The organism is Pseudomonas sp. ZY71, assembly GCF_036542145.1.
Lineage (GTDB): Bacteria > Pseudomonadota > Gammaproteobacteria > Pseudomonadales > Pseudomonadaceae > Aquipseudomonas > Aquipseudomonas koreensis_A.
Genome location: NZ_CP144274.1, coordinates 3686378 through 3706900 on the forward strand (window position 1 = coordinate 3686378; position 20523 = coordinate 3706900).

Below are 20523 nucleotides of genomic sequence, written 5' to 3' on the forward strand. Positions count from 1 at the left end.
CCAGCAGTGATCATCGAAATGTGCAGGAGCACCGCTCCAGCAAAGACTGCTCCTGACTTGGTAGAAAGCCCACGTCGGCCTGCGCACAATATCATTTTGCCTTTAGTCTCCCTATCGCCCGCATCAAGCCAAACGATATGATAAGGGGTGGGTGTGTCCAGACCAGGAGCCTGGTTCAGCACTCGGAACGATGGACTGTCAGAGGTGCTGATGAAGATCACCAGAAACCTGAACACCTACGATATCGAAGACCTGTATGGCCTTTGCCACACGGATGCTTTCCTCCGCCTTCCCGTCAGCATGAGTCATGGGGGGCTACTGGGAGTTGATGCTTCGCTCGCCCAGCTGGTGATCAGCTGGGCTCGCGCGCAGGAGCAAAGCGTGTTGCATCTTTTTGCAGACGCTGACAACGCATCCGAGCAAATTTCGCAATTGGGCAGGACGGCCGCAGGGCTCGCTGCGCTGATCATGTGCTCCAGCATCGAAACAGAATCACATGAGCCAATCGATAAGCGAGCAGCACTCACCGTCATCAAACCGCTCATAGAAGCGATGTACGACGGTGATCTGAAGAACACTTCGAATGAGCGAGGTGCTCGCCCCAAAACGATCAATCTCTTCAGCATCAATTTCGCCAAGATGGAGTACATCAAGCCGTTCTACTACGGTGAGCGGAACCCGCAGATCCATCCCCACGCCTCATTCTCGAGCCTTATCGAGACGTCATCCGCGCTGATGCATACGAAGCACGAAAAAAGCGCACTGAATCGAGGTGGGCTTCCGGCATTAGGAAGCGTGTTGGCCGAACTCATCTCAAACGCTGATCAGCATTCCGTTACGGATGTGCACGGCGTCAAGTACAAAAAGGGCTTGCGAGGCACCTCAGTGAAGGCTAGCCGGATCAAAAAGCAGGACATTCACCTTCACTCGGACAGGGAACCAGAATTCGCCAGATTCATCGTTAAGAACATGGTGAAGGGCGAAGACTACCTCGACTTTCTCGAAATCTCTGTAATCGATAGCGGGCCTGGGCTCGCACGGCGGTGGCTTTCCGCGAGGGAAGGTGTGCCGATTGAAGACTTGGGAGATCTCCCCATGGATGAGGAGCTACAGGCCACCCTGGACTGCTTCAAAAAGCATGTAACGACCAAAGACTCTGTCACATCAGGCATGGGGTTGCACAACGCCGTCCAGGCGCTCAACAAGCTCAAGGCATTTGTTCGTCTACGCACAGGAAGACTCTGCCTCTATCAGACGTTCCAAGGCCATGAACAAGTCGTTGAGTACAATCCCAAAAACTGGAGCGGTGACCGTGAGCTGGCGGCAGCTGAAGGCACTGTATTCACCATCTGCATCCCGGTGAACTGACATGCCTGATTTGTTCGATTTCGAGGTTTCTCTCACTCCCTCCCCTGACGCAGAACCGGCTCAGGTTGTCGTGTTCTTCACCGGCCCTGAAAGGATCGATGACGCTCATATCACTGAGGCGCTGCAGAAACGGCTGAGCGAGTACATTCTTCCTGACCATGTCACGTTCCTGGTACCTGAGTGCTATCAAGACTGGATCAAGGATCAGTGCACTGACAAAAAAACACCTATCGCAATCGCGCTCCAGCGTCGCGGCGCTGGCTCCGCTCCATCCTATGGCTTCTCCTTCTTCAACGAGCATGGCGACATTACCAAGCATGTGGTTGTCGCAGGCGCTACAAAAGGGGTTGGTCGGCTCATCACCGGTGGATCAGACAAAATCATCCAGGCTGGGATGAAAAAGCTGGTGAAGTGCACCTCTGTCCTCACCAAGGCTCCTGCCGGCTTCCTGTTCTCGAAGCCATCGTCCAGGTCATCCAATTACTTTATTCGAGCCGAGAATCTGCTGTCCGAAACCCTTCACTCTCACTTTCTGGCATTTTCCTGCCTGCAGGTGCTTAAAGAGGCGTCCAAGGATGGCATGCGTGAGCCCGATACCATCTATCTCGATACAATGGCTTTCCTGCCCATTGCGCTTTCGATCCAGCTGTTCCAAACCAAGTTCAAGAAGCAAACGATCCTGAGTATCAAGTCGTTCCACTCCCACGATGGTTTGAAAGATGGGCCACTCCCGAATGGAGCGTCCTCGCTCTGCTTGATCTCCGCCTCGACCAATTGCGGACTCGCCAAGGAGTGGGTGAAGGTCAATGGAGCGCCGCCTAATCGCGTGGCGACCTTCCTTTCGTTCTTGTCTGAATCTGAATGGTGCGCCGTTCTTCACACCATTGAAAAACCAGAAGATTTCGAATCTCTAGCCGAAGCAGAATCCAGCGAAACCAGGCAGATGATTCGCATCCATGGGGAACGCTTTGCCGCGCAGCACACCGAGACAAGGTTGCTGAACATCAGCATGGATCACTTGCCGGGTGACCTACAGACCAAGTTTTATTCGTTCATGGGTAAGGGGCTCTTCAAGTGCTTCAGCCAGGTTCCCCAGCGGGAGAGGCAGCGTACCGTCCATGTCGATAAGGAAAAGCTTGTCGCCACCGACGATTTCAAGATTTGGTTCAACAAAGCCCTGCTTGAAGAATCCTCTGCATCAACGTCACTCATCATCCACGACGATGATGCCGCTAGCCAGAAAATGGCTAACGATGCCCTGGACTTCCTCAAGGTCAGAGGACTGAGGTGCGATGTAGTCAGCGCGTCTAAATTCGATCCACAGGAGAAGTTCGACGGCTCGGTGATCATCGTTGCAGCTGCAGCTGAGCGAGGATCTCTTCTCCTAAGCATCAGTCGCCGGCTTCGCTCAGCTCAGAACTCAGGCACGCGCGTATATATGGTGGGTGCGCTGTTCGGCCGTTCCTACGAACTGATGAAAGAATTGACTGCAAACCTTACTCAGCCACCTAAAGGAAGTCGTAGATACGTGCTCAAGACGTACCTCGAAATCCCTGCTGCCAGCCTTGCTTGCAACAGCCATTGGCATCAGGAACATCTGTTGTTGAGCAGACTGATTACCTTCGATGGCAACGGCGTATCGTCCTTGGTGCAGACTCGCGTCGACGCTTTTGACAATGCTGGTGCCGACGGCCTCACCGATCACGCCTTCTGGCAGAGTAGTTATCAAGAAGGAGAAATGCGGCTGACAAAGGGGTTTGCCTTCGTAAGCGGTAGTAAAGATGTCACGGTTGCTGCCTGTGTGGACATTTTCCTGACCATCTTGTGGATCCTTCAGAACGCCCGGGAAAACGCCAAGATCAAGGATGCGAAACGACTTGAATCAGGCGAGCTCCAGCAGGTCCTGCTGACGCCTGAAGTCTTCTCTCGTTACGACGACGGCATCATACAAGGTGCATTCCTCCGAGCTGCCTTACCTACAGAGCTCGACTATAGCGCCCACGAAACCTATAGCGCGTCCATGGCAGATATCATCTTGCGTGTCGTCCAGGGCTACGGGTTCGAACGCGGTGACGCTGCTATGGAATTCATCACTTCACTGGCGATAGGAAAGATTCGTCTGCACAAGGAGGTCGACGAAAAACTTCGAGCCAGCATCAAGCTAGCCCTTGAAAACAAAGTCGGCGACATAGGGCTTCTGCTGGGCGAGGAGGCTGCACCGTTCTAGCTCAGACCCTGTACGTGACACTGACCGTCTTGCTGATAGCTATTCGGTCGGTGACGCCTTCCCTCCCCTATCCTCTTGGTTTCAAGAGTTTGAACACGAGAATACTGCCCCTTCGAGAGGTCTACGAACTGCTGCGCGAAGCTACGTTCGGTTCCCCGGGCAATAACCGATTGAGCGCTCGGAGCTGGTAGAGATCTACTGCGGCCTGATGACCATTGAGATCGATGGCTGGGTCACATCCTCTACAACAAGCGAATGCCTACTTTGGGTTGTGGATTCAACCGGTCGATGCTAGACCGTCGCTGTCCAGCCACAAGCAGTCATTCGATGTCTATGAAAACTCAGGAAAATTCATATGAATCACTGCGATCGCGGATCAATGGGGCAACACGTTGGTACCCTGCTGCCTTGATGACTTATCGAGGCTCTACTACTCAGGGGCTCCGCCTGGAGCAACCCACGCTGCCCCCTTTCGTGCAAAGCAGTGCAACACGGACGGCTGAACAGCTTGGTACCGAAGTGGAAGCCGTACATGATGAGAAGCAAGAATGAGCATCGACCTCTTGCTCCCGTGCGGTTGTAATCGCTCACTTTACCGTCACTTAGTATCAAGATACTGTTAGTCATGGCATCTTGACACTTCTGCCTGCTAAGGCACTGCTTTAGCAGGCAGAGGTATTACGAACACGCCCTACTTCGACATGGACGAACGTTGTGAACATTCTCGAGTATTTGGATTCAGCGAAAGAAAAACTAAGAAACTGTCAACTCGGCGCGGTGCGAAGTTTCGTGACGTATGCTGAGGAAAACGAAGCCGATAAGGCCTTCTTAATAAATCTGCCTACCGGTGCGGGAAAAACGGGTGTCATTTCGCTTATATCCCATCTCTCGAGCGCAGCTAAAGTCCTTATTATATGTCACCGCAAAGCAGTGAAAGATCAACTTTTCCGAGAGATTTCTAAAAAATTCTTTCGCATCACAATCAATGATGCGGACTTCAAACTGAAGAAAACCTTCAGGGATTCTGATTTCGGTCAAGGTGATGGTATTTATATCACCAGCTTTCAGAAATTAACATTTATCGGAGATGAGGAGCTTGGAAAAATTCAGCAGGACTTCGATCTAATTATCGTTGATGAAGGCCATTCTGAACCGTCACCCGTTTGGCGAGAAATAATCCGACAATCTTCCGCTATGAAGGTGGTGATTACCGCGACGCCTTATAGGAATGACCTGTTTGAATTAAACGTGAGTACAGACCACTTCTATGTGTTTACGTTCAAAGACGCTGTAGTCGATGGAGTAATTTCGGAACCTTTTTATGAGCAGATTGCCGATGAAGCGAAAATGCTCGCGAAGATTACGGATTATTTGGAAGTCGACGACAGTCTAAAATGCATCGTTAAGTGCAAGAGTCTTGAGGAAATCGAGAGATATCACGACCTAATAGCGCCACTTTTTTGCACCGCAAGCGTCCATGAGCGATTGGAAAATGAGGACGAGAAGAATAAGTTTAAGCGGGTTGGACGAGCGCTTAAAGTTGAGGGCCTCAGGGTAATCATCCACCAGCATAAGCTTGACGAAGGCATAGACATTCCCGAAGCAAAATTATTGGTCTTGACCTACGAGTTGGGTAGTGGGCGAGAGCTCGTACAGGCCGTCGGTCGGATCGTCCGGCGTTACGGGGAAGCGCGGCCCTTGGTATTGGATCTTAGCCGGGGGGCGAATGAGGGGATGTGGGATGGCTACCAAAAATTTGACGATTATCTCGCCAGTGGAGGAGCGTCAGAGTTCGTAAAGTCTCTCAGTACGAGTTACCTAATCGAGTCCTTCCTCGATAGCTTCCCCAAGTACAGCTATTTCGATGGCAAATTCAAGGAGCGAGTGGATCTCAATGAGCTAGTTCCTGAGGACGACATCAAAATCCCTCATGCTTCGGTGTGCTTCGTGCAGAAGGAGGAAGAATTCTCCCTGCCCCTACTTATGGATCGCCTCTATTGGGAGCTTCATGGATCCGGGGCTTTGGTCAAGAGCTATGAGGATATCCTCGACCTAAAAGTTATGGTCTACGTGTCGTTTAACAGCTCAAAATTCTTTTCTAACAAGCTGTTTTTTGAGCCAAAACTTCATGTAATTGTCGTAAAGGAGATGGATTCAGGTGTAGCAATATTCGATAGCGGCGGCGGGCGATACTACAACCAAGAGCAGTATCGGCTTCGTAATGCCATCCATATCGACAAGCTTACTGCGTTGGCGGCCAGGACCGCGATTCATCAGGTCAAGGAGACTCACGCCCGAGCTATTGGCCAAGCTGTACGACGTCCAGAGTCTGTGGCTTTGAAGGGACAGAACCTAGATGGAAGTCGTAGTAATCAGAGCAATTCCAGATACGCCTTAACGATGGTGAAAGTCGACAATATTGGCCTGGACGGAAAGAAAGATAGCAGCTACTACATTGGCGCCAGATCAGGCCGAGTGGTCGATCAGAAGGAATCCAATTTCACGCTATATGATCTTTCTCAATGGATCGACGTGGTTAGCGAATGCATCGAGGCAGGAGGCAATGCTGGACGGCTTATTAAGTCCTACGCGCAACCGATAGCCGAAAGGCCGGACACAAAAATTCTTTCCGTATTGCTGGATTTCAATGAACTCGACGGACCAGCGCAGATAGGCCGGGGCGAGATCCATGCTGAGTTTCTTTACGTAGACTTCAATGACGGAATCAGCTTCCATGCGCAGGGTGAGTTGGTGGAACTAGCTTTGACGTACTCGGACGATGTTTCATCTTTCGAAGTCCAGCTCACTGGTGTTTCTGAAGGAAGGGCTGATCATGAATGGGTAGTGGAATATCTAAATTTTGGTCATCGATTGAAAGTTCTGTATGAGGATGGGGTAACGTATCTAGGAGGAAATTTTTACCGGTTGGCACTTCCTTATGAGCGGGGAATCGAGGCTGAACAAAGTTTCGCGGGTGCCTCGCTGTTTCCACTTCCAGAGATGCGGAGCCAAAATCTTAAGGAGAAAGGTCACGTCCGGGATCACAAATATTTTCGAACCACCAAAGACAGCTTTGATACGGACTCGATTTTCCATCTCATCGACAGGTTAAAGGGATATGGGAATTCAGGCACTCCACACGGTGATCTGGGGCCGTTCGCCAAGTTCATACCTGGTTGTGATCTCGTGCTTTGCTGCGATATGGGCGTTGAGCCGGGCGATTTCATTTTGTCATCCCCTGAGAGGCTATGTTTCGTTCATGTTAAGTGTGGCGACACCCTCAATCCAAAATCATCAGCAGGTGCTCTCGCCGAGGTCGGCAGTCAAGCGATCAAAAATATTCATATGCTTGTTTCTAATAACAAGAATATAAAACCGGGAAATTTCAAAACGTGGAATGGGTGCTGGCCCTCCAACGATGCAACTTATCCGCTCGGGACGCGCTATAGATTATTCGATGGTCAGATTAATCATCCAGTAGCACCTGACGGCTCTCTTTCTGAGCGAGTTTGGGATCTTATTTGCGAACGAAGAAAATCAATGAGATGTAAAAAAGAGATCTGGATCGTAGGCGGAAATTCATTCTCCAGTGACCATTTCATCAAAAGCATGGGAAATCCACTCAAGTCTTCGCCCGAGAGTATTCAAGCCTTTCAGCTTATCGAGGATTGGCTGAGCACTGCGGACGAATTAGATGTGGATTTGAGGATTTTTACTTCGCCCTGAGGAGGCTGCATGACTAGCCTTCAGCCGAATGAATTCCTCTGGCCGATCTCTGCCGATGTTGACCGGCAGCAATGGGTTGTGGATTCAACCGGTCGTGGCGGACGACTTTCGGTGTAAGTCGGAGGATCACTTTTTTAGGATAAGTCCTAAGCTTCTCCACCGAATCCAGTTGTGGCGTTTACACTGAAAGCCACCAAGTGCCGTACTGGAATTCCGTTAGAATCCCTGTTCTCGATCGCTCGTGTAGCGGGTACGAGCGGGGGCAAGATTGGGGGCAACGTCAAAATTTCCAGCCCTGCAACCATCGCCCTAGAGCCCAGTCAAAATGTTTTTCGGAGTTCGCAATTAACCCGGTAAGCATAAGCGTTCTGGCTACCTCTCCTGGGCTACCGTGGCATATTTCGCCCAATCGTCCATGAGACACCGTCGCTTCTCGAAGAGATCTCCACGCCGATATGCAGCTTCGACCGCATTCTCTACTGTATGTGAAAGTGCATGCTCGCAGACCTCTCGAGGATAGTGGGTGACCTCACCCGCCCAATCCCGAAAAGTCGAGCGGAATCCATGAGTCGTGAGATCGTTGCGCTTCATTCGACGCAACACCATCAACATCGCCATATTGCTTAGCGGCTTCCCTTTTCGAGCACCAGGAAATAGGTGATTGTTCCCTTCTACACGAGGAAGATCGATCAGTAGATTCAATGCTGCTTTCGACAGCGGAACGCGGTGCTCTTTCCTGGCTTTCATTCGCGACGCCGGAATGGTCCATACCCCTGCTACGAGATCAACCTCCGCCCATGTGGACGAGAGCACTTCGCTGGTTCGGCACGCAGTAAGGATAGTGAAGCGTAGAGCTTTAGCGCTCAGATCTTGTGCTTTTTCAAGAGTCGCCACAAACCCGGGAAGTTCGCCCCATGGGATGGCTGCGTGATGTTTCACAGCACGCACTTTTTGGCGGGGAGGCAAAAGCTTGTCCAAGTGCCCTCGCCATCGAGCGGGATTTTCACCAGCACGGAGATCCCGAGCCTTTGCTGCATCGAGGACCAATTCAATTCGGTTTCGCAATCGACTGGCGGTTTCGGGCTTTTCTGTCCAAATCGGCTTGAGGATTTTCAGCATATGCTCAATGCCTATCTCCTGGGGGGGAAGATCGCCTATGACCTTGAACGCATAAGTAGTCAGCGTGTTCTTCCACTGTTGGGCGTGCTTGGCATTTTTCCAGCCTGCCTTATGGGCAGCAATGTAATCGAGAGCAACCTCCTTGAAAGTTATCGGTTTGGTCGGGGCCTCGTCCTCTGATAAAAAAGTGGCTTCTTTTTCCAGTTTTTTCCGCTCCAACTCCTCATCTCGACTCGCAATTGGGTCGACTCCAGATCTGCTAAGTCTTCTGGCATCAGCTGCTTTTTCCCGAGCTACCGCCAGACTTGTCTCCGGATGCCTCCCCAAGCCCATGTATCGGCTCTTTCCTGAGAGTTTGTAGCGGAAAAGCCAACTGGCGCCGCCGGTAGGGCCAACTCTCAGATACAACCCATCACCGTCATTGGTCATGCCAGGCAAGCCGATCCTGACTATTTTCTCCACCGCCTTTGTCGTAAGTGAAGCCATGCGTCACCTCATCTTTTTTAAGGACGATGACCTAATCTAAATCAGCTCCAGCCCACACGCCAGCCCACACCTTGGATGATGGCTTTCGGTAACGTCCGTTGGAACACAAAAGACAAAAAACAGGATATCTACATGTTTAATAAAGATTTTTTAGCACACAACCAGACAGCAATAGAACTCAAAATACGTAAAAATAGCGGACATCGCCTCCGCCATATTTGGTACCGACAAAGCCCTGATTATTCAGGGCTTTGTCGTTTCTGGCGTCCTGAAAAATTTCCTTTCTGCCAGCAAGCCTTGAGCGTTTACTGCTGCCGATCGCAGCGTCATGCCCAGAACCAGCTCCTTGATGAAGGCCTGGCTAATAATTGCGGTGTTCATGAACACCTGGCCACCCGTCAAGGGACGTGAAGCGCGTCGCTGACGCAAGCTTCTCCTCCGCTATCACGTTCTCATTGCCACGATGCTGGCCGTGTTGTGATATGCCTTCAGCACCTCGCTGATTGCGCCAGTGCCGTCATCCTCTCGCCACACCGCTTGCAGGGCCTCTCGCACACCCCGCCAACATCACTACCGCCAGCGCTACTATCAAAATCCGCATATTTACTCCTTGTGGTCTCGCACGCTGAAGGTGAAGAAATAGAACGAAATTTTCTCGTCCTCAAGATCCCTCAGCTCGTACCGGACTCTATCAAGTCCATCGTCGATTCGAGTTACGACGAGGTCCATGAATTGGGTTAGCCCGCCACCGAAGCCGCTTAGGTTCAGTGCGCTCACGTCACGAAAAACAGCCGTCACACGCTCGGTTTCTGGATCATCGGAGGAAGACATACTCAGCGTGAGTTTGTATTTGAAATCCACCATTTCGAGCTGCATCGAAGCTACGCAGTTATTCTCGAAAAAAAGCTGATTGAGGCGAGACAGTTCCATTTACAACCTCGAGGAAAAATCAGGTGGTGCACATACCGTAGCCAACGCTCCTACGACCAGTTTCATGAAGGTCGCTCCTGTGAGAAAGAATGCACGATATCACCGGTTTTACCTCGATGAGCCCTGCACGCTTCGAAAATCCTCTCTCCGGCGCGGTATCACAATTCAACAGCAAGAGCATGAACATACGTTCATCGAAAACATGGCTCGATGCGTCTAGGCTGCGGGTTCCGACATAGTGACTACAGGAGTAACCCACCATGTTCTCGCACGAAAGCGTCCCGCTGATCATCATCTTTATCATCATGCTGATAGGCGTGCTTACGGCCTTTTTGCACCCGGTGCATGCGGTCTTTAGCTGGCTTCGGAGGCGCAGGGAAAGATCGTCCGCCAAGATCGCAAAAGACATGAAATCGCGCTGAATTCTTCCATTAAGGGCCCGGATGCGTCTGGGCTTTTCCCGCCTGAGACGAAGAAAAAACACAGCAAAACAGAGCGTTTTTGCTTTGAGCATTCTGTTCTTCCTTGGTTTAATTCTTGAAAGTGTCCTGTCACTCCGCCGAACGCCGCATCTCCTCCCGCGTAGGCATGGTCCAGTCCGAGGCGCGCCTTTCATGAATAGAGTCGGGCTTCTGCTCTTCGTAGCTGAACATCAATAAGTAAAGCCCCAGCGCCACTGCAGCCAATAGTGCCCTGCCGATCGGGTTGGCATCCTTCGGCAGTCCACCGGGGCCGATTGCTACCCAGCCACCGCGAAGGTAAGCAAACACGGCTTGGGTAAACCACGCTTGCGCCACTACGCATGTCCAAAACTGACTCCACCCGCCTGTAAAGCGCCAGAACGCGTTTACCAGGGACGCGATCACCATGACCGCCAGGATCAAATAACGAAAACGTTTGAGAGCGCTCAGAATGCGGCTGTCCTGCTCCATATCTGCCCTGTTTTCACTTCAAGAAAAACGATCCGAATATACTTTCGAGACTGCAAATATCGGCCGATCTGCGCTCAACATGAGTACTGGCAACTCGTCCTTTCCCGGTCAAAATCAGCGGCTACTCAAGATCAGCATTATTTCTCAACCACGACAATTACAATAATTTCTTATTCGCGGGCACCAGCCATCGCCTGCTCACCGAGCGCGATGCCATGGGTTTTACGTTGTGTCACACCGTGGTGCGTGCCGGGACTGAATCGCTGTTGCACTATCGCAATCATCTGGAGGCATGCTATTGCATTGCCGGGGAAGGCGAAGTCGAAGACATGCAAGGGAATGTCTTTCCGATTCGTCCGGGTGATATTTATGTACTCGACCAGCACGACCGTCATTACCTGCGCGGGGGCAAGGAGCAAGACCTGATCCTCGTCAGCGTATTCAACCCGCCCCTGCGCGGGGACGAGCGGCATAATCTCAACGACAGCCAAGGATCGGCGTACTGAAGCACGGCTGGCCATGCGGCCAGACCGTCAACAACAAGGAGCTTACTTTGCGCAAGGACTACCTGGCTTTTTTCACCTCGCTGTTTCTGTCGCGGCTGGCGGATCAAATCCTGCTGTTCATCGTGCCCTTGGTGGTGTTCCAGACCACCAACAGCGCCTCTTGGGCAGGTCTGGCGTTTTTCGTCGAATCGCTGCCGCGCTTTCTCGCGTTTCCGCTGTGCGGAGCCTTGTGTGACAAGTTTTCGCCGATCAGGATTCTGCACATCAGCCAGGTTTACCGAGCACTGCTCTGCCTGATCGCGGTGGCAATGTTTGCCCTCTTCGGCGGTATCGCCTGGGTCGTCGTGCTGTCAGCGCTATGTGGCGTGCTGACCACCCAGGGCATCATGGCCCGCGAGGTGCTGATGCCACACATTTTCCAACACTACAGCTACACCAAGACCTTGTCCTATTCGCAGATCGCCGATCAGACCGGGCTGGTGCTCGGGCCACTGGTGGCTGCGCTGCTGCTGGAAATCTGGGCGTGGCATTGGGTGGTCCTGTGGGTCGCCGGGCTGTTCCTGCTGGCGGACCTGAGCATGCTGGTATGGCAACGCCTCAGCCGTATCACTTTGGAAGTGTTCGAGCAGCATCAAGACATCTGGCTGCAACCGCTGCGTATCGCGTTCGGCCATATACGTGAACTGGCGGAACTGAAGAAAATCATCCTGCTGGCGGTCGGGGTCAACCTGATCGTCGGCGTCACTCTGGCGACGTCAGCGGCGATGGTGATCGGCGAGTACAGCGCCGGCAAAGATGCGTATGCCGGACTGCAGGCTGCCGGCGCGGTCACCACCATCGTGATTCTGTTCTTCCTCGCCCGGGTTGAAATCCCGCAGCGGTTACTGGGTGGGCTCGCTTACTCGATGATCGCCGCTGGCGCCCTCATCAGTGCACTGAGCCCGAACCTGACTGGCTATGTGGTGGGTTTCCTGCTGATCGTCGGCTTCGACAAGATGTTCAACATCTACATGCGCAGCATCCGTCAGCGGGTGATTCCGGCCAAGGACTTCGGCAAGACCGTGGGCGTGATCACGTTGCTCAATAATCTCTCGCAACCTTTGGCGGGGTTGCTGGTGGCGCTGCTGGCCTCAAGCCTGGGTACGCAAGGAGTGATCCTGATTCTGGCCGTGCTGACTATGCTGTTGGGCGCCGCAGCGGTATGGTGGTTTGCCGTCAGCAGAGGAACCCTGAATGCCGAAGAAACCACCGGCCCCTAAAGAGCGCGCAACCGCCGCAGACATCGAGCGCTCGATCCAGGCCCTGAACAAAATGGCCGAGCGCTTGTGGGGCGAAGGCCGGGAAGCCGAGGCCAAAGCGCTGCTCGATGCCCTCGATGCGTTGAACCGGGCGCTCGACCGCATCAGGATTGGCGAGAGTCGCCGAGCGGCGACGCTCCATTGAATCGCGAGCCTACGGTTTGAGAATCAGCACCGGCTCGCCCTTTTTGACGATGTAAGTCGCCAACTCCGAGCCTTTGTCTGCGCCAACATTCTTCGCAACATGCGCCACCCCTTCCGGGATAAACAACGAATCCCCCGCCTTCAACGTCACCGGCGCCCTGCCCTCCAGTTGATATTCGAAAGTACCGCTGATCACATACGCGACCTCAACACCGGGATGCGCGTGTCTTGGCGAAGTCACGCCCGGTTCGAAATCGACGCGCGCCTGAATCACCTCGCGCTCGGCGGCCCCGAGATCCTGGCGAACCAGGTCCGTGCGGCTCAAGCCTTGTTGCCAGCTCTTGGCCGGTGCGTCAGCCGCGTGGACGATGCCGATCATTGAAGCGAGTAGCGCAGCGCTGGCCAGTAACAATGGACGATGCATGATGTTGCCCTCTCAAACGCAGTGGTGGTGTGACCGCTACTTTGAAAGTCGCGTGTATGGCTGATGTGTCATAAAACCCGGGTTTATTGTGCGCGTGTGTCTGCGCGACAGCTTGATACACGCTTATACAAAGGTGTCTTTACCGGGTGACAGTGCCAACAGCCATGCCCTGAACGCCACGATTTTTTTCGATTCCGCCGTTTCACGGGGCGTCACCAGATAGAAGCCCAGTTCATCTTTCAAACGCAGACCAAAGGGTGCGACCAAGCGCCCGGCCCGCAAATCGTCCTCGACATAGGTCGAACGGCCAATGCACACGCCCTGTCCGTCAACAGCGGCCTGTACCGCCATCATCGCCAGGTCGAAGGTCATGCGCGGACCTTCTGCGAGTTGTAGCGGTTGGCCCGCTGCGCGTAGCCAGGCGCTCCAGTCACCGGCCGTCACGCCGCTGACTTGCAGTAACGTGTGATTGGCCAGATCCGCCGGTGCGCACAACGTCTTCGCCAGTGCAGGACTGCACACCGGAAAGACCTCATCGGACATCAAAAAATCGGCACGCAGCCCTTTCCAGTCACCACGTCCGTAACGAATCGCCGCATCAATCGCGTCTTTGCGAAAGTCGACCCGCTCAGTGGACGCGCTGATGCGCACATCGATAGCAGGAAACGCCTGCTGAAAGGACGGCAAACGCGGCAACAGCCACTTCGACGCAAAGGACACCAAGGTGCTGATGGTCAGTACGCTTTTATCGCGCGATTCGAGCAACTGTTCAGTCGAGTAACGCAATTCATGAAACGCCGCCCGAATACCGGGCAAGTAAGCCTGCCCGTCCTCACTCAGTGCCAGACCATCATTGAGCCGCAAAAACAGAGGCACGCCTAACTCCGCTTCGAGTCGGCGAATCTGGTGACTGACGGCAGTCTGGGTGACGTTGAGTTCTTCAGCTGCCTTGGTAAAGCTCATGTGCCGAGCGACCGCTTCAAAAGCACGCAATCCATTAAGTGAAGGAAGTCGGACGGACATGGGATGATGATTGCTCATGAGATTTTGTCATACGCTAACACCCGAAATGACCTTTGCGAAAGCCACCACGGCAATGGAATCTGGCGCCTTCTCTCTCCAAGGAAGTGCCATGAAGCTGTATTTCGCCCCCATGACCTGCTCGCTCTCCCCGCACATTGTCCTGCGGGAACTGGGTTTGCCGTTTGAACTGGTTCGCGTCAATAACCAGAGCAAACGCACCGCCGACGGCCGCGACTTTCGCAAGATCAATCCAAAGGGCTACGTAGCCGCGCTGGTTCTGGATAACGGCGAAGTGCTGACAGAAGGCCCGGCGATCTTGCAGTACCTCGCCGATCAGGTCCCCGAAAGCGCACTGGCGCCGGCACTTGGCAGTTGGGAGCGGACACGGTTGCAGGAGGATCTGAATTTCATCAGCACGGAGATTCACGGCGGCTGCGCACCGCTGTTCGATGCGCAGATTCCACAGGCGACCAAAGCGATTTTCACCCACAAACTGTTCAAGCGCCTCGACTACCTGAACCGCAAACTGGTCGATCAGGACTATTTGCTGGGCACGTTCGGTGTCGCCGATGTCTACCTGTTTACCGTGCTGACGTGGCTGCCCAACTTCAATATCGACCTGCAGGACTGGCCGTCGCTGGCCGCCCACTCCCGGCGGGTCGCCGCCCGCCCCAGCGTCCTTGCGGCGATCGCGGCAGAAGCGGCGACGCAACCGGTTTGATCGCCCTCTACGCTTTCACTGCGGTGGCGGCTGATCATTTGTCCGTTAGCCGTGAATCTGTAAACTGGCGCGATTTACTCGCTCAGACAAGGGATCCGCATGGCTAACCAAGACATCACCTTTACCCCCGATCCGGACGCAGACTCGATTTCCTCGGACGTCACCACGTTCAACGGGATCATGATGTCCACGCAAATCCCGACCCGTGCCGACGGCAGCCTGGAACTGGGCGATATCACCCTGCAAAGCGAATGCACCCTGCAAGCGTTGAAAGTTGCGCTGGAACGCGCCGGCAGCTCGATGGACCGGGTCATGCACCTGACCATCTACCTGACCGACATGGCGGATCGCGCGGCATTCAACGAGGTGTACAAGCGCTACTTCGCCAAGCCATGGCCGGTGCGTGCGGCGGTGGGTGTGGCGTCGCTGGCGGTTGAAGGCATGCGCGTGGAAGTTACGGCGATGGCCGCCAAGGCCTGACTTCACACCGCCAAGCCCTGTGGGAGCGAGCCTGCTCGCGAAGGCTTCCGTTCAGCCGACATTGATGCTGAATGTGCTGGCCCCTTCGCGAGCAGGCTCGCTCCCACCGGGGGTTGCGCGGTGTCAGCTGCCATCGGGCAGCACGGGCGTGCCGGGCGCGCGTTTCACGGGTAGAATGCGCGCCTAACCGTGACAGCCTGACTAAAAAAACTATGTCCTTGCCCAAGCATCATCTGGAATTGCTCAGCCCTGCCCGCGATGTCGCCATCGCCCGTGAGGCGATCCTGCACGGCGCCGACGCCGTGTACATCGGCGGCCCGAGCTTCGGCGCGCGCCACAACGCCTGCAACGAAGTTGGCGAAATCGCTGAACTGGTGGAATTTGCCCGCAAGTATCACGCGCGCATTTTCACCACCATCAACACCATCCTGCACGACAACGAACTGGAGCCGGCGCGCAAGCTGATCCATCAGTTGTACGACGCTGGTGTCGACGCGCTGATCGTTCAGGATCTGGGCGTGATGGAGCTGGACATTCCGCCGATCGAGCTGCACGCCTCGACCCAGACCGACATCCGCACCCTTGAGCGAGCGAAGTTCCTCGATCAGGCCGGTTTCTCGCAACTGGTATTGGCCCGTGAGCTGAACCTGCAGGAAATCCGCGCGATCGCCGACGAAACCGACGCTGCCATCGAATTCTTCATCCATGGTGCGTTGTGCGTGGCCTTCTCCGGTCAGTGCAACATTTCTCACGCGCAGACCGGGCGCAGCGCCAACCGTGGCGACTGCTCGCAGGCCTGCCGCTTGCCGTACACCCTCAAAGATGAAAAGGGTGGCGTGATCGCCTACGAAAAACACCTGCTGTCGATGAAAGACAACAACCAGAGCGCCAACATCCGCGCATTGGTTGAAGCCGGTGTGCGTTCGTTCAAGATCGAAGGTCGCTACAAGGACATGGGTTATGTGAAGAACATCACCGCCTATTACCGCCAGCGCCTCGACGACGTACTCGAAGACCGTCCGGACCTGGCCCGCGCTTCCAGCGGCCGCACCGCGCACTTCTTCCTGCCTGATCCGGAAAAAACCTTCCACCGTGGCAGCACCGACTACTTCGTCACCGATCGCAAGATCGACATCGGCGCTTTCGACTCGCCGACCTTCACCGGTCTGCCAGTGGGCACCGTCGAGAAAGTCGGCAAACGCGACATCCAGGTCGTCACCCAGGAGCCGCTGTCCAACGGCGATGGCTTGAACGTGTTGGTCAAGCGCGAAGTGGTCGGTTTCCGCGCCAACATCGCCGAAGCCAAAGGCGAGTTCGAAGAGGACGGCGAGAAGCGCTACCGCTATCGCGTCGAGCCGAACGAAATGCCCGAAGGTCTGTACAAGCTGCGCCCGAACCATCCGTTGAATCGCAACCTCGATCACAACTGGCAACAGGCGCTGCAGAAGACTTCTTCCGAACGTCGCGTGGCTTTGAGCTGGGTCGCACGTCTGCGTGAAGAACAACTGGAAGTCACCGCTACCAGCGAAGAAGGCATCAGCGCCAGCGTCACCCTGCCCGGTCCATTCGGTGTCGCCAACAAACCTGAGCAAGCGCTGGAACAGTTGCGCGATCTGCTCGGCCAGCTCGGCACCACGCAGTACCACGCCACCGACATCAAACTGGATGCGCCACAGGCGTTCTTCATCCCCAACTCGCAGCTCAAAGCCCTGCGCCGTGAAGTGATCGAGAACCTGACCGCCGCCCGTGTCGCCGCTCATCCACGAGGCGGCCGTAAAGCTGAAACCAGCCCGCCGCCGGTGTACCCGGATTCGCACCTGACCTTCCTCGCCAACGTCTACAACCAGAAGGCGCGCGACTTCTACCACCGTCACGGCGTCAAGCTGATCGACGCCGCGTATGAAGCTCACGAAGAGCCGGGCGAAGTGCCGGTGATGATCACCAAGCACTGCCTGCGTTTCTCCTTCAACCTGTGCCCGAAACAGGCGAAAGGCGTGACCGGCGTGCGCACCAAAGTCGCGCCGATGCAGTTGATCCACGGCGATGAAGTGCTGACGCTGAAGTTCGATTGCAAGCCGTGCGAGATGCACATCATCGGCAAGATGAAAGGCCACATCCTCAACCTGCCGCAACCGGGCAGCGTGGTCGGCCACATCAGCCCCGAAGACCTGATGAAAACCATCCCGCGCGCACCGCATTGAGTGGTTGGCGAGTACGGTGCTTCGGCGCCGTACTCGCCCGCCCTTCTGCGAATACACCAAATCGCAGGCATAAAAAAACGCCAACTTCTTGCGAAGTTGGCGTTTTTTTCGAATATGGCAGGGGCGGCTGGATTCGAACCAACGCATGGCAGGATCAAAACCTGCTGCCTTACCGCTTGGCGACGCCCCTACTGCTCTTTCCAGCTACTTCGTTAGGTTCGCTGTGAGAACGGGGCGCAATTTACCAAGGTTTTTTTACTTTGGGAAGCGCGAAGTGAAATATTTTTTGTTTTAAAACAGCGACTTATTATTTTGGCCTGAATCGGGTCCAGGGTGGGTCGGTTTATCCGCTGTGTATCACACTGTGTACGAACCCCACCGCGACACATCGACTTTCAACAAAGCCGTTTTACGACACAGGCCAGATACGTCCCGACGCTCAAATGCACTCAAGGTTTCAAGGGTTCACCAAGCCCCCTCGGCCAACAGTTCGCAAAGGAGACGTCATCATGAAAAAGGCACTGCACACCCGCAACACCGCATTCGGCTTGTCGATTCTGGCTTTGTCGTTGTTCGGCGCTTTTGGCACTACTCAAGCGCAAACCAATGAGCCTGCGGCCGCCAGTTATTCCGCGCCCTCGCCCTTCGGCCCGCTGAAACATGTGAAGGCTGGCGTGCTCGACGTCGCCTACGCCGAAACCGGCCCGGCGAATGGCCCGGTGGTGATCCTGCTGCACGGCTGGCCCTACGACATTCACAGCTACGACGACGTCGCGCCGTTGCTCGCGGCCAAGGGTTATCGGGTGTTGATGCCGTATGCGCGGGGTTATGGCGATACGCAGTTCCTCTCCAAAGACACCCTGCGCAACGGCCAACCGGCGGCGCTGGCGAGTGATGTCATCGACTTCATGGACGCGTTGAAGATCAAGCAAGCGGTACTCGGCGGTTATGACTGGGGCGCACGGTCGGCGGACATCGTTTCGGCGTTGTGGCCGGAACGTGTGAAAGCGCTGGTGTCGGTCAGCGGTTATCTGATCGGCAATCAGGCCGCCGGGCAAAACCCGCTGCCGCCCAAGGCTGAGTTGCAGTGGTGGTACCAGTTCTACTTCGCGACGGACCGTGGCCGCGCCGGTTACGAGAAGAATACTCATGATTTCGCCAAGCTGATCTGGCAAACCGCTTCGCCGCAATGGAAGTTTGATGACGCCACGTTCGACCGCAGCGCCAAGGCGCTGCAGAACCCGGATCATGTCGACATCACCGTGTTCAATTACCGCTGGCGGTTGGGCCTGGTTCAGGGCGAGGCGAAATACGCAGCGCTGGAACAGAAACTCGCCACCGCGCCGCCGATCAGCGTGCCGACCATTACCCTTGAAGGCGATGCCAACGGTGCGCCGCACCCGGCGCCGGAAGATTACGCCAAGCGCTTTACCGGCAAATATCAGTTCCGCTTGATCAATGGCGGGATCGGGCACAACCTGCCGCAGGAAGATCCGCAGGCGTTTGCCAAAGCCGTGATCGACGCCGATCACCTGTAGAAAAAAAAAGCAGTCAGCCGCAATGGCTGACTGCTTGATTATTTGAGGGTGGAGGGATGGTCACTTTTTGCAGATGCTTTGCCTGAAAGGACGCCATCGCGAGCAGGCTCACTCCTACATTTGAAATGCGTTCCCCTTGTAGGAGTGAGCCTGCTCGCGATCACGCCCGACCAGACACCCTCAATCCCAACTAACGTGCACGATCACTCGGTTGGCACAACCAGATCCAACGCCTTGTTGACCGCCAACTCCCCCAACATGACCACTTGCGCAATACCCAGAAGCGTATGACGGTTTGCGCCCTCCAGCACCCCGGCAAAATTACCGAGCATCACCGAGGCGGACGCCAGGGATCCGCAAGCATTGGTCAGCAACGCCTCGGTGTCGGCTTGCGGGTTGGCCATGAACAGAGCGTTGGGCGTATAGGGCGTGGCCATGATCGCGGCAGGCAACAGGTAATGGTCGAGCGCACGCTCTGCCGCTTCGTGCAGCTTTCTTGAATTGGGCGAGGCGTACGGCGATACCAGGTCTGTGACCGGTGGTTCGGGTGGCTGAGACATCAGCTGAAACTCCAGACAAGAACCGTTGACGGCTCTTTGATAGAAGGCGTGAAGCGCCGCGAGCACGGACGCTTCTGTGCAAATGAGGGGGCACGCCCCCTCACCCATCTGCATCGCGATTAGTGCGGCAAGCGCTGGTTATCCAGGACTCGGCCGACTACCAACTCACTGAGCATGATCACCTGTTGCAGGATCAGCATCTTTTTGCGCTGTGAAGGGTCAATTGAATCGGCTAGATCGCGGGCCATGTCAGTGGCGGAGGACAAGGTTTCAGTGGCTTCGACGAGCAGGGTTTCGTTATCCACTGTGGGGTCGATGAGGTAGATCTTGCCGGTCTTGCGGGTGGGGATTGAAGTCTTCAGCGCGGAAGGATTGAGGTAGAAGTTGATCGCGCGGTCGGTGGCCTCTTTGATGTTTTGAGGTTCGAGCGCGGCGTCGTAGGGGATTGGATCGGTTTCTGGCGGGTTTGGCGTAATTTTGAACATAGATGACACTCGCTTAGCAAAAAATAAGGAGCCATCACTCACGCTACCAAACGAGGTGGTGACCATTGCGCAGGTTGGTAGACCGGTCTAAGCGAGTAAACCCCGGCGCTCCCGAAGGAGCCCCACGCATGGCCACCATATAAAACCGAGCCCCGAAAAGAGACTGCATATAGCGGCGCATAACGCTTAGAAAACGGGCTACCAAACCCGATCACTGTTTTGCAGTGACAGGGAAACGATACAGCCCGCCTCAAGGCGCGTAAGCCGGCGGATTCTGGCGTACGCGTAGGCAACGGCGCAAGGTGTTGTAGCCGTTATGGCGTAACAGTGCGTGTAAGTTAAACGTGTGTGGGTG

At 54.8% G+C, this 20523-nt stretch carries 19 protein-coding genes and 1 tRNA gene; 11 read left to right on the forward strand and 9 right to left on the reverse strand.

Going from position 1 to position 20523, the window contains the following annotated elements:
* Positions 1 to 210 precede the first annotated feature (210 nt).
* The 3 genes from VY732_RS16345 to VY732_RS16355 all read left to right on the forward strand — a co-directional run bounded on the left by VY732_RS16345 (position 211) and on the right by VY732_RS16355 (position 7321).
* Positions 211 to 1368 carry an ATP-binding protein gene (locus VY732_RS16345; protein WP_154905333.1) on the forward strand — a complete coding sequence of 386 codons (1158 nt, stop codon included), beginning with the start codon at positions 211 to 213 and terminating at the stop codon, positions 1366 to 1368.
* Position 1369: 1 nt separating this feature from the next.
* The gene (locus VY732_RS16350) at positions 1370 to 3595 is read left to right on the forward strand and encodes a hypothetical protein (protein WP_154905334.1); all 2226 of its coding nucleotides are present in this window, start codon (positions 1370 to 1372) and stop codon (positions 3593 to 3595) included.
* A gap of 714 nt (positions 3596 to 4309) precedes the next feature.
* Entirely contained in the window at positions 4310 to 7321 is a 3012-nt protein-coding gene (locus tag VY732_RS16355) for a DEAD/DEAH box helicase (protein ID WP_154905335.1), read from the forward strand.
* A 372-nt stretch (positions 7322 to 7693) separates the two neighbouring features.
* Here VY732_RS16355 and VY732_RS16360 read toward each other — a convergent pair whose 3' ends face one another.
* On the reverse strand, positions 7694 to 8926 hold the full coding sequence (locus VY732_RS16360; RefSeq protein WP_154905336.1) for a tyrosine-type recombinase/integrase: 1233 nt from the start codon (positions 8924 to 8926) through the stop codon (positions 7694 to 7696).
* A gap of 132 nt (positions 8927 to 9058) precedes the next feature.
* On the opposite strand from VY732_RS16360, the gene VY732_RS16365 reads away from it, so the two are divergent.
* The gene (locus VY732_RS16365) at positions 9059 to 9337 is read left to right on the forward strand and encodes a hypothetical protein (protein ID WP_331691173.1); all 279 of its coding nucleotides are present in this window, start codon (positions 9059 to 9061) and stop codon (positions 9335 to 9337) included.
* Positions 9338 to 9529: 192 nt separating this feature from the next.
* Here the strand turns inward: VY732_RS16365 and VY732_RS16370 are convergent, their stop codons facing one another.
* The 3 genes from VY732_RS16370 to VY732_RS16380 are packed head-to-tail and all read right to left on the reverse strand — an operon-like array spanning position 9530 to position 10788.
* Positions 9530 to 9856: a hypothetical protein gene (locus VY732_RS16370; RefSeq protein WP_077572661.1), complete on the reverse strand. Its 327-nt coding sequence runs from the start codon at positions 9854 to 9856 to the stop codon at positions 9530 to 9532.
* 19 nt (positions 9857 to 9875) lie between these two features.
* On the reverse strand, positions 9876 to 10370 hold the full coding sequence (locus VY732_RS16375) for a hypothetical protein (RefSeq protein WP_331695905.1): 495 nt from the start codon (positions 10368 to 10370) through the stop codon (positions 9876 to 9878).
* 37 nt (positions 10371 to 10407) lie between these two features.
* Complete coding sequence (locus VY732_RS16380; protein ID WP_331691174.1) at positions 10408 to 10788, reverse strand: hypothetical protein; 381 nt, start codon at positions 10786 to 10788, stop codon at positions 10408 to 10410.
* Positions 10789 to 10982: 194 nt separating this feature from the next.
* Here VY732_RS16380 and VY732_RS16385 point away from each other — a divergent pair, with 194 nt between their 5' ends.
* Genes VY732_RS16385 through VY732_RS16395 form a run of 3 tightly spaced genes read left to right on the forward strand, consistent with a single transcriptional unit; the run spans position 10983 to position 12737 of the window.
* Positions 10983 to 11294 carry an ectoine synthase gene (locus tag VY732_RS16385; RefSeq protein WP_442968574.1) on the forward strand — a complete coding sequence of 104 codons (312 nt, stop codon included), beginning with the start codon at positions 10983 to 10985 and terminating at the stop codon, positions 11292 to 11294.
* A gap of 47 nt (positions 11295 to 11341) precedes the next feature.
* Positions 11342 to 12553: an MFS transporter gene (locus tag VY732_RS16390; protein ID WP_122597897.1), complete on the forward strand. Its 1212-nt coding sequence runs from the start codon at positions 11342 to 11344 to the stop codon at positions 12551 to 12553.
* Positions 12528 to 12737, forward strand: a complete 210-nt coding sequence (locus VY732_RS16395) for a hypothetical protein (protein WP_122597898.1) — start codon at positions 12528 to 12530, stop codon at positions 12735 to 12737. Before VY732_RS16390 ends, VY732_RS16395 begins: the two co-directional genes overlap by 26 nt.
* Positions 12738 to 12746: 9 nt before the next feature.
* Here the strand turns inward: VY732_RS16395 and VY732_RS16400 are convergent, their stop codons facing one another.
* Both VY732_RS16400 and VY732_RS16405 read right to left on the reverse strand, forming a co-directional pair.
* Complete coding sequence (locus VY732_RS16400; RefSeq protein ID WP_331691175.1) at positions 12747 to 13160, reverse strand: cupin domain-containing protein; 414 nt, start codon at positions 13158 to 13160, stop codon at positions 12747 to 12749.
* A 123-nt stretch (positions 13161 to 13283) separates the two neighbouring features.
* On the reverse strand, positions 13284 to 14183 hold the full coding sequence (locus tag VY732_RS16405; RefSeq protein WP_331691176.1) for a transcriptional regulator GcvA: 900 nt from the start codon (positions 14181 to 14183) through the stop codon (positions 13284 to 13286).
* A 109-nt stretch (positions 14184 to 14292) separates the two neighbouring features.
* Here VY732_RS16405 and gstA point away from each other — a divergent pair, with 109 nt between their 5' ends.
* The 3 genes from gstA to VY732_RS16420 all read left to right on the forward strand — a co-directional run bounded on the left by gstA (position 14293) and on the right by VY732_RS16420 (position 17585).
* The gene (gene gstA, locus VY732_RS16410) at positions 14293 to 14904 is read left to right on the forward strand and encodes a glutathione transferase GstA (RefSeq protein ID WP_331691177.1); all 612 of its coding nucleotides are present in this window, start codon (positions 14293 to 14295) and stop codon (positions 14902 to 14904) included.
* A gap of 99 nt (positions 14905 to 15003) precedes the next feature.
* The gene (locus VY732_RS16415) at positions 15004 to 15384 is read left to right on the forward strand and encodes a RidA family protein (protein WP_007919637.1); all 381 of its coding nucleotides are present in this window, start codon (positions 15004 to 15006) and stop codon (positions 15382 to 15384) included.
* Positions 15385 to 15596: 212 nt separating this feature from the next.
* Positions 15597 to 17585 carry a peptidase U32 family protein gene (locus VY732_RS16420; RefSeq protein WP_331691178.1) on the forward strand — a complete coding sequence of 663 codons (1989 nt, stop codon included), beginning with the start codon at positions 15597 to 15599 and terminating at the stop codon, positions 17583 to 17585.
* A 115-nt stretch (positions 17586 to 17700) separates the two neighbouring features.
* Here VY732_RS16420 and VY732_RS16425 read toward each other — a convergent pair.
* Positions 17701 to 17775 (reverse strand) — tRNA-Gln (locus tag VY732_RS16425).
* A gap of 319 nt (positions 17776 to 18094) precedes the next feature.
* Between VY732_RS16425 and VY732_RS16430 the strand changes: the two genes are divergently transcribed.
* Positions 18095 to 19123 carry an alpha/beta fold hydrolase gene (locus tag VY732_RS16430; RefSeq protein ID WP_331691179.1) on the forward strand — a complete coding sequence of 343 codons (1029 nt, stop codon included), beginning with the start codon at positions 18095 to 18097 and terminating at the stop codon, positions 19121 to 19123.
* A gap of 203 nt (positions 19124 to 19326) precedes the next feature.
* Here the strand turns inward: VY732_RS16430 and VY732_RS16435 are convergent, their stop codons facing one another.
* Positions 19327 to 19683, reverse strand: a complete 357-nt coding sequence (locus VY732_RS16435) for a DUF6124 family protein (protein WP_116032495.1) — start codon at positions 19681 to 19683, stop codon at positions 19327 to 19329.
* Positions 19684 to 19802: 119 nt separating this feature from the next.
* Positions 19803 to 20168: a DUF6124 family protein gene (locus tag VY732_RS16440; RefSeq protein WP_095050669.1), complete on the reverse strand. Its 366-nt coding sequence runs from the start codon at positions 20166 to 20168 to the stop codon at positions 19803 to 19805.
* Positions 20169 to 20523: the final 355 nt, after the last annotated feature.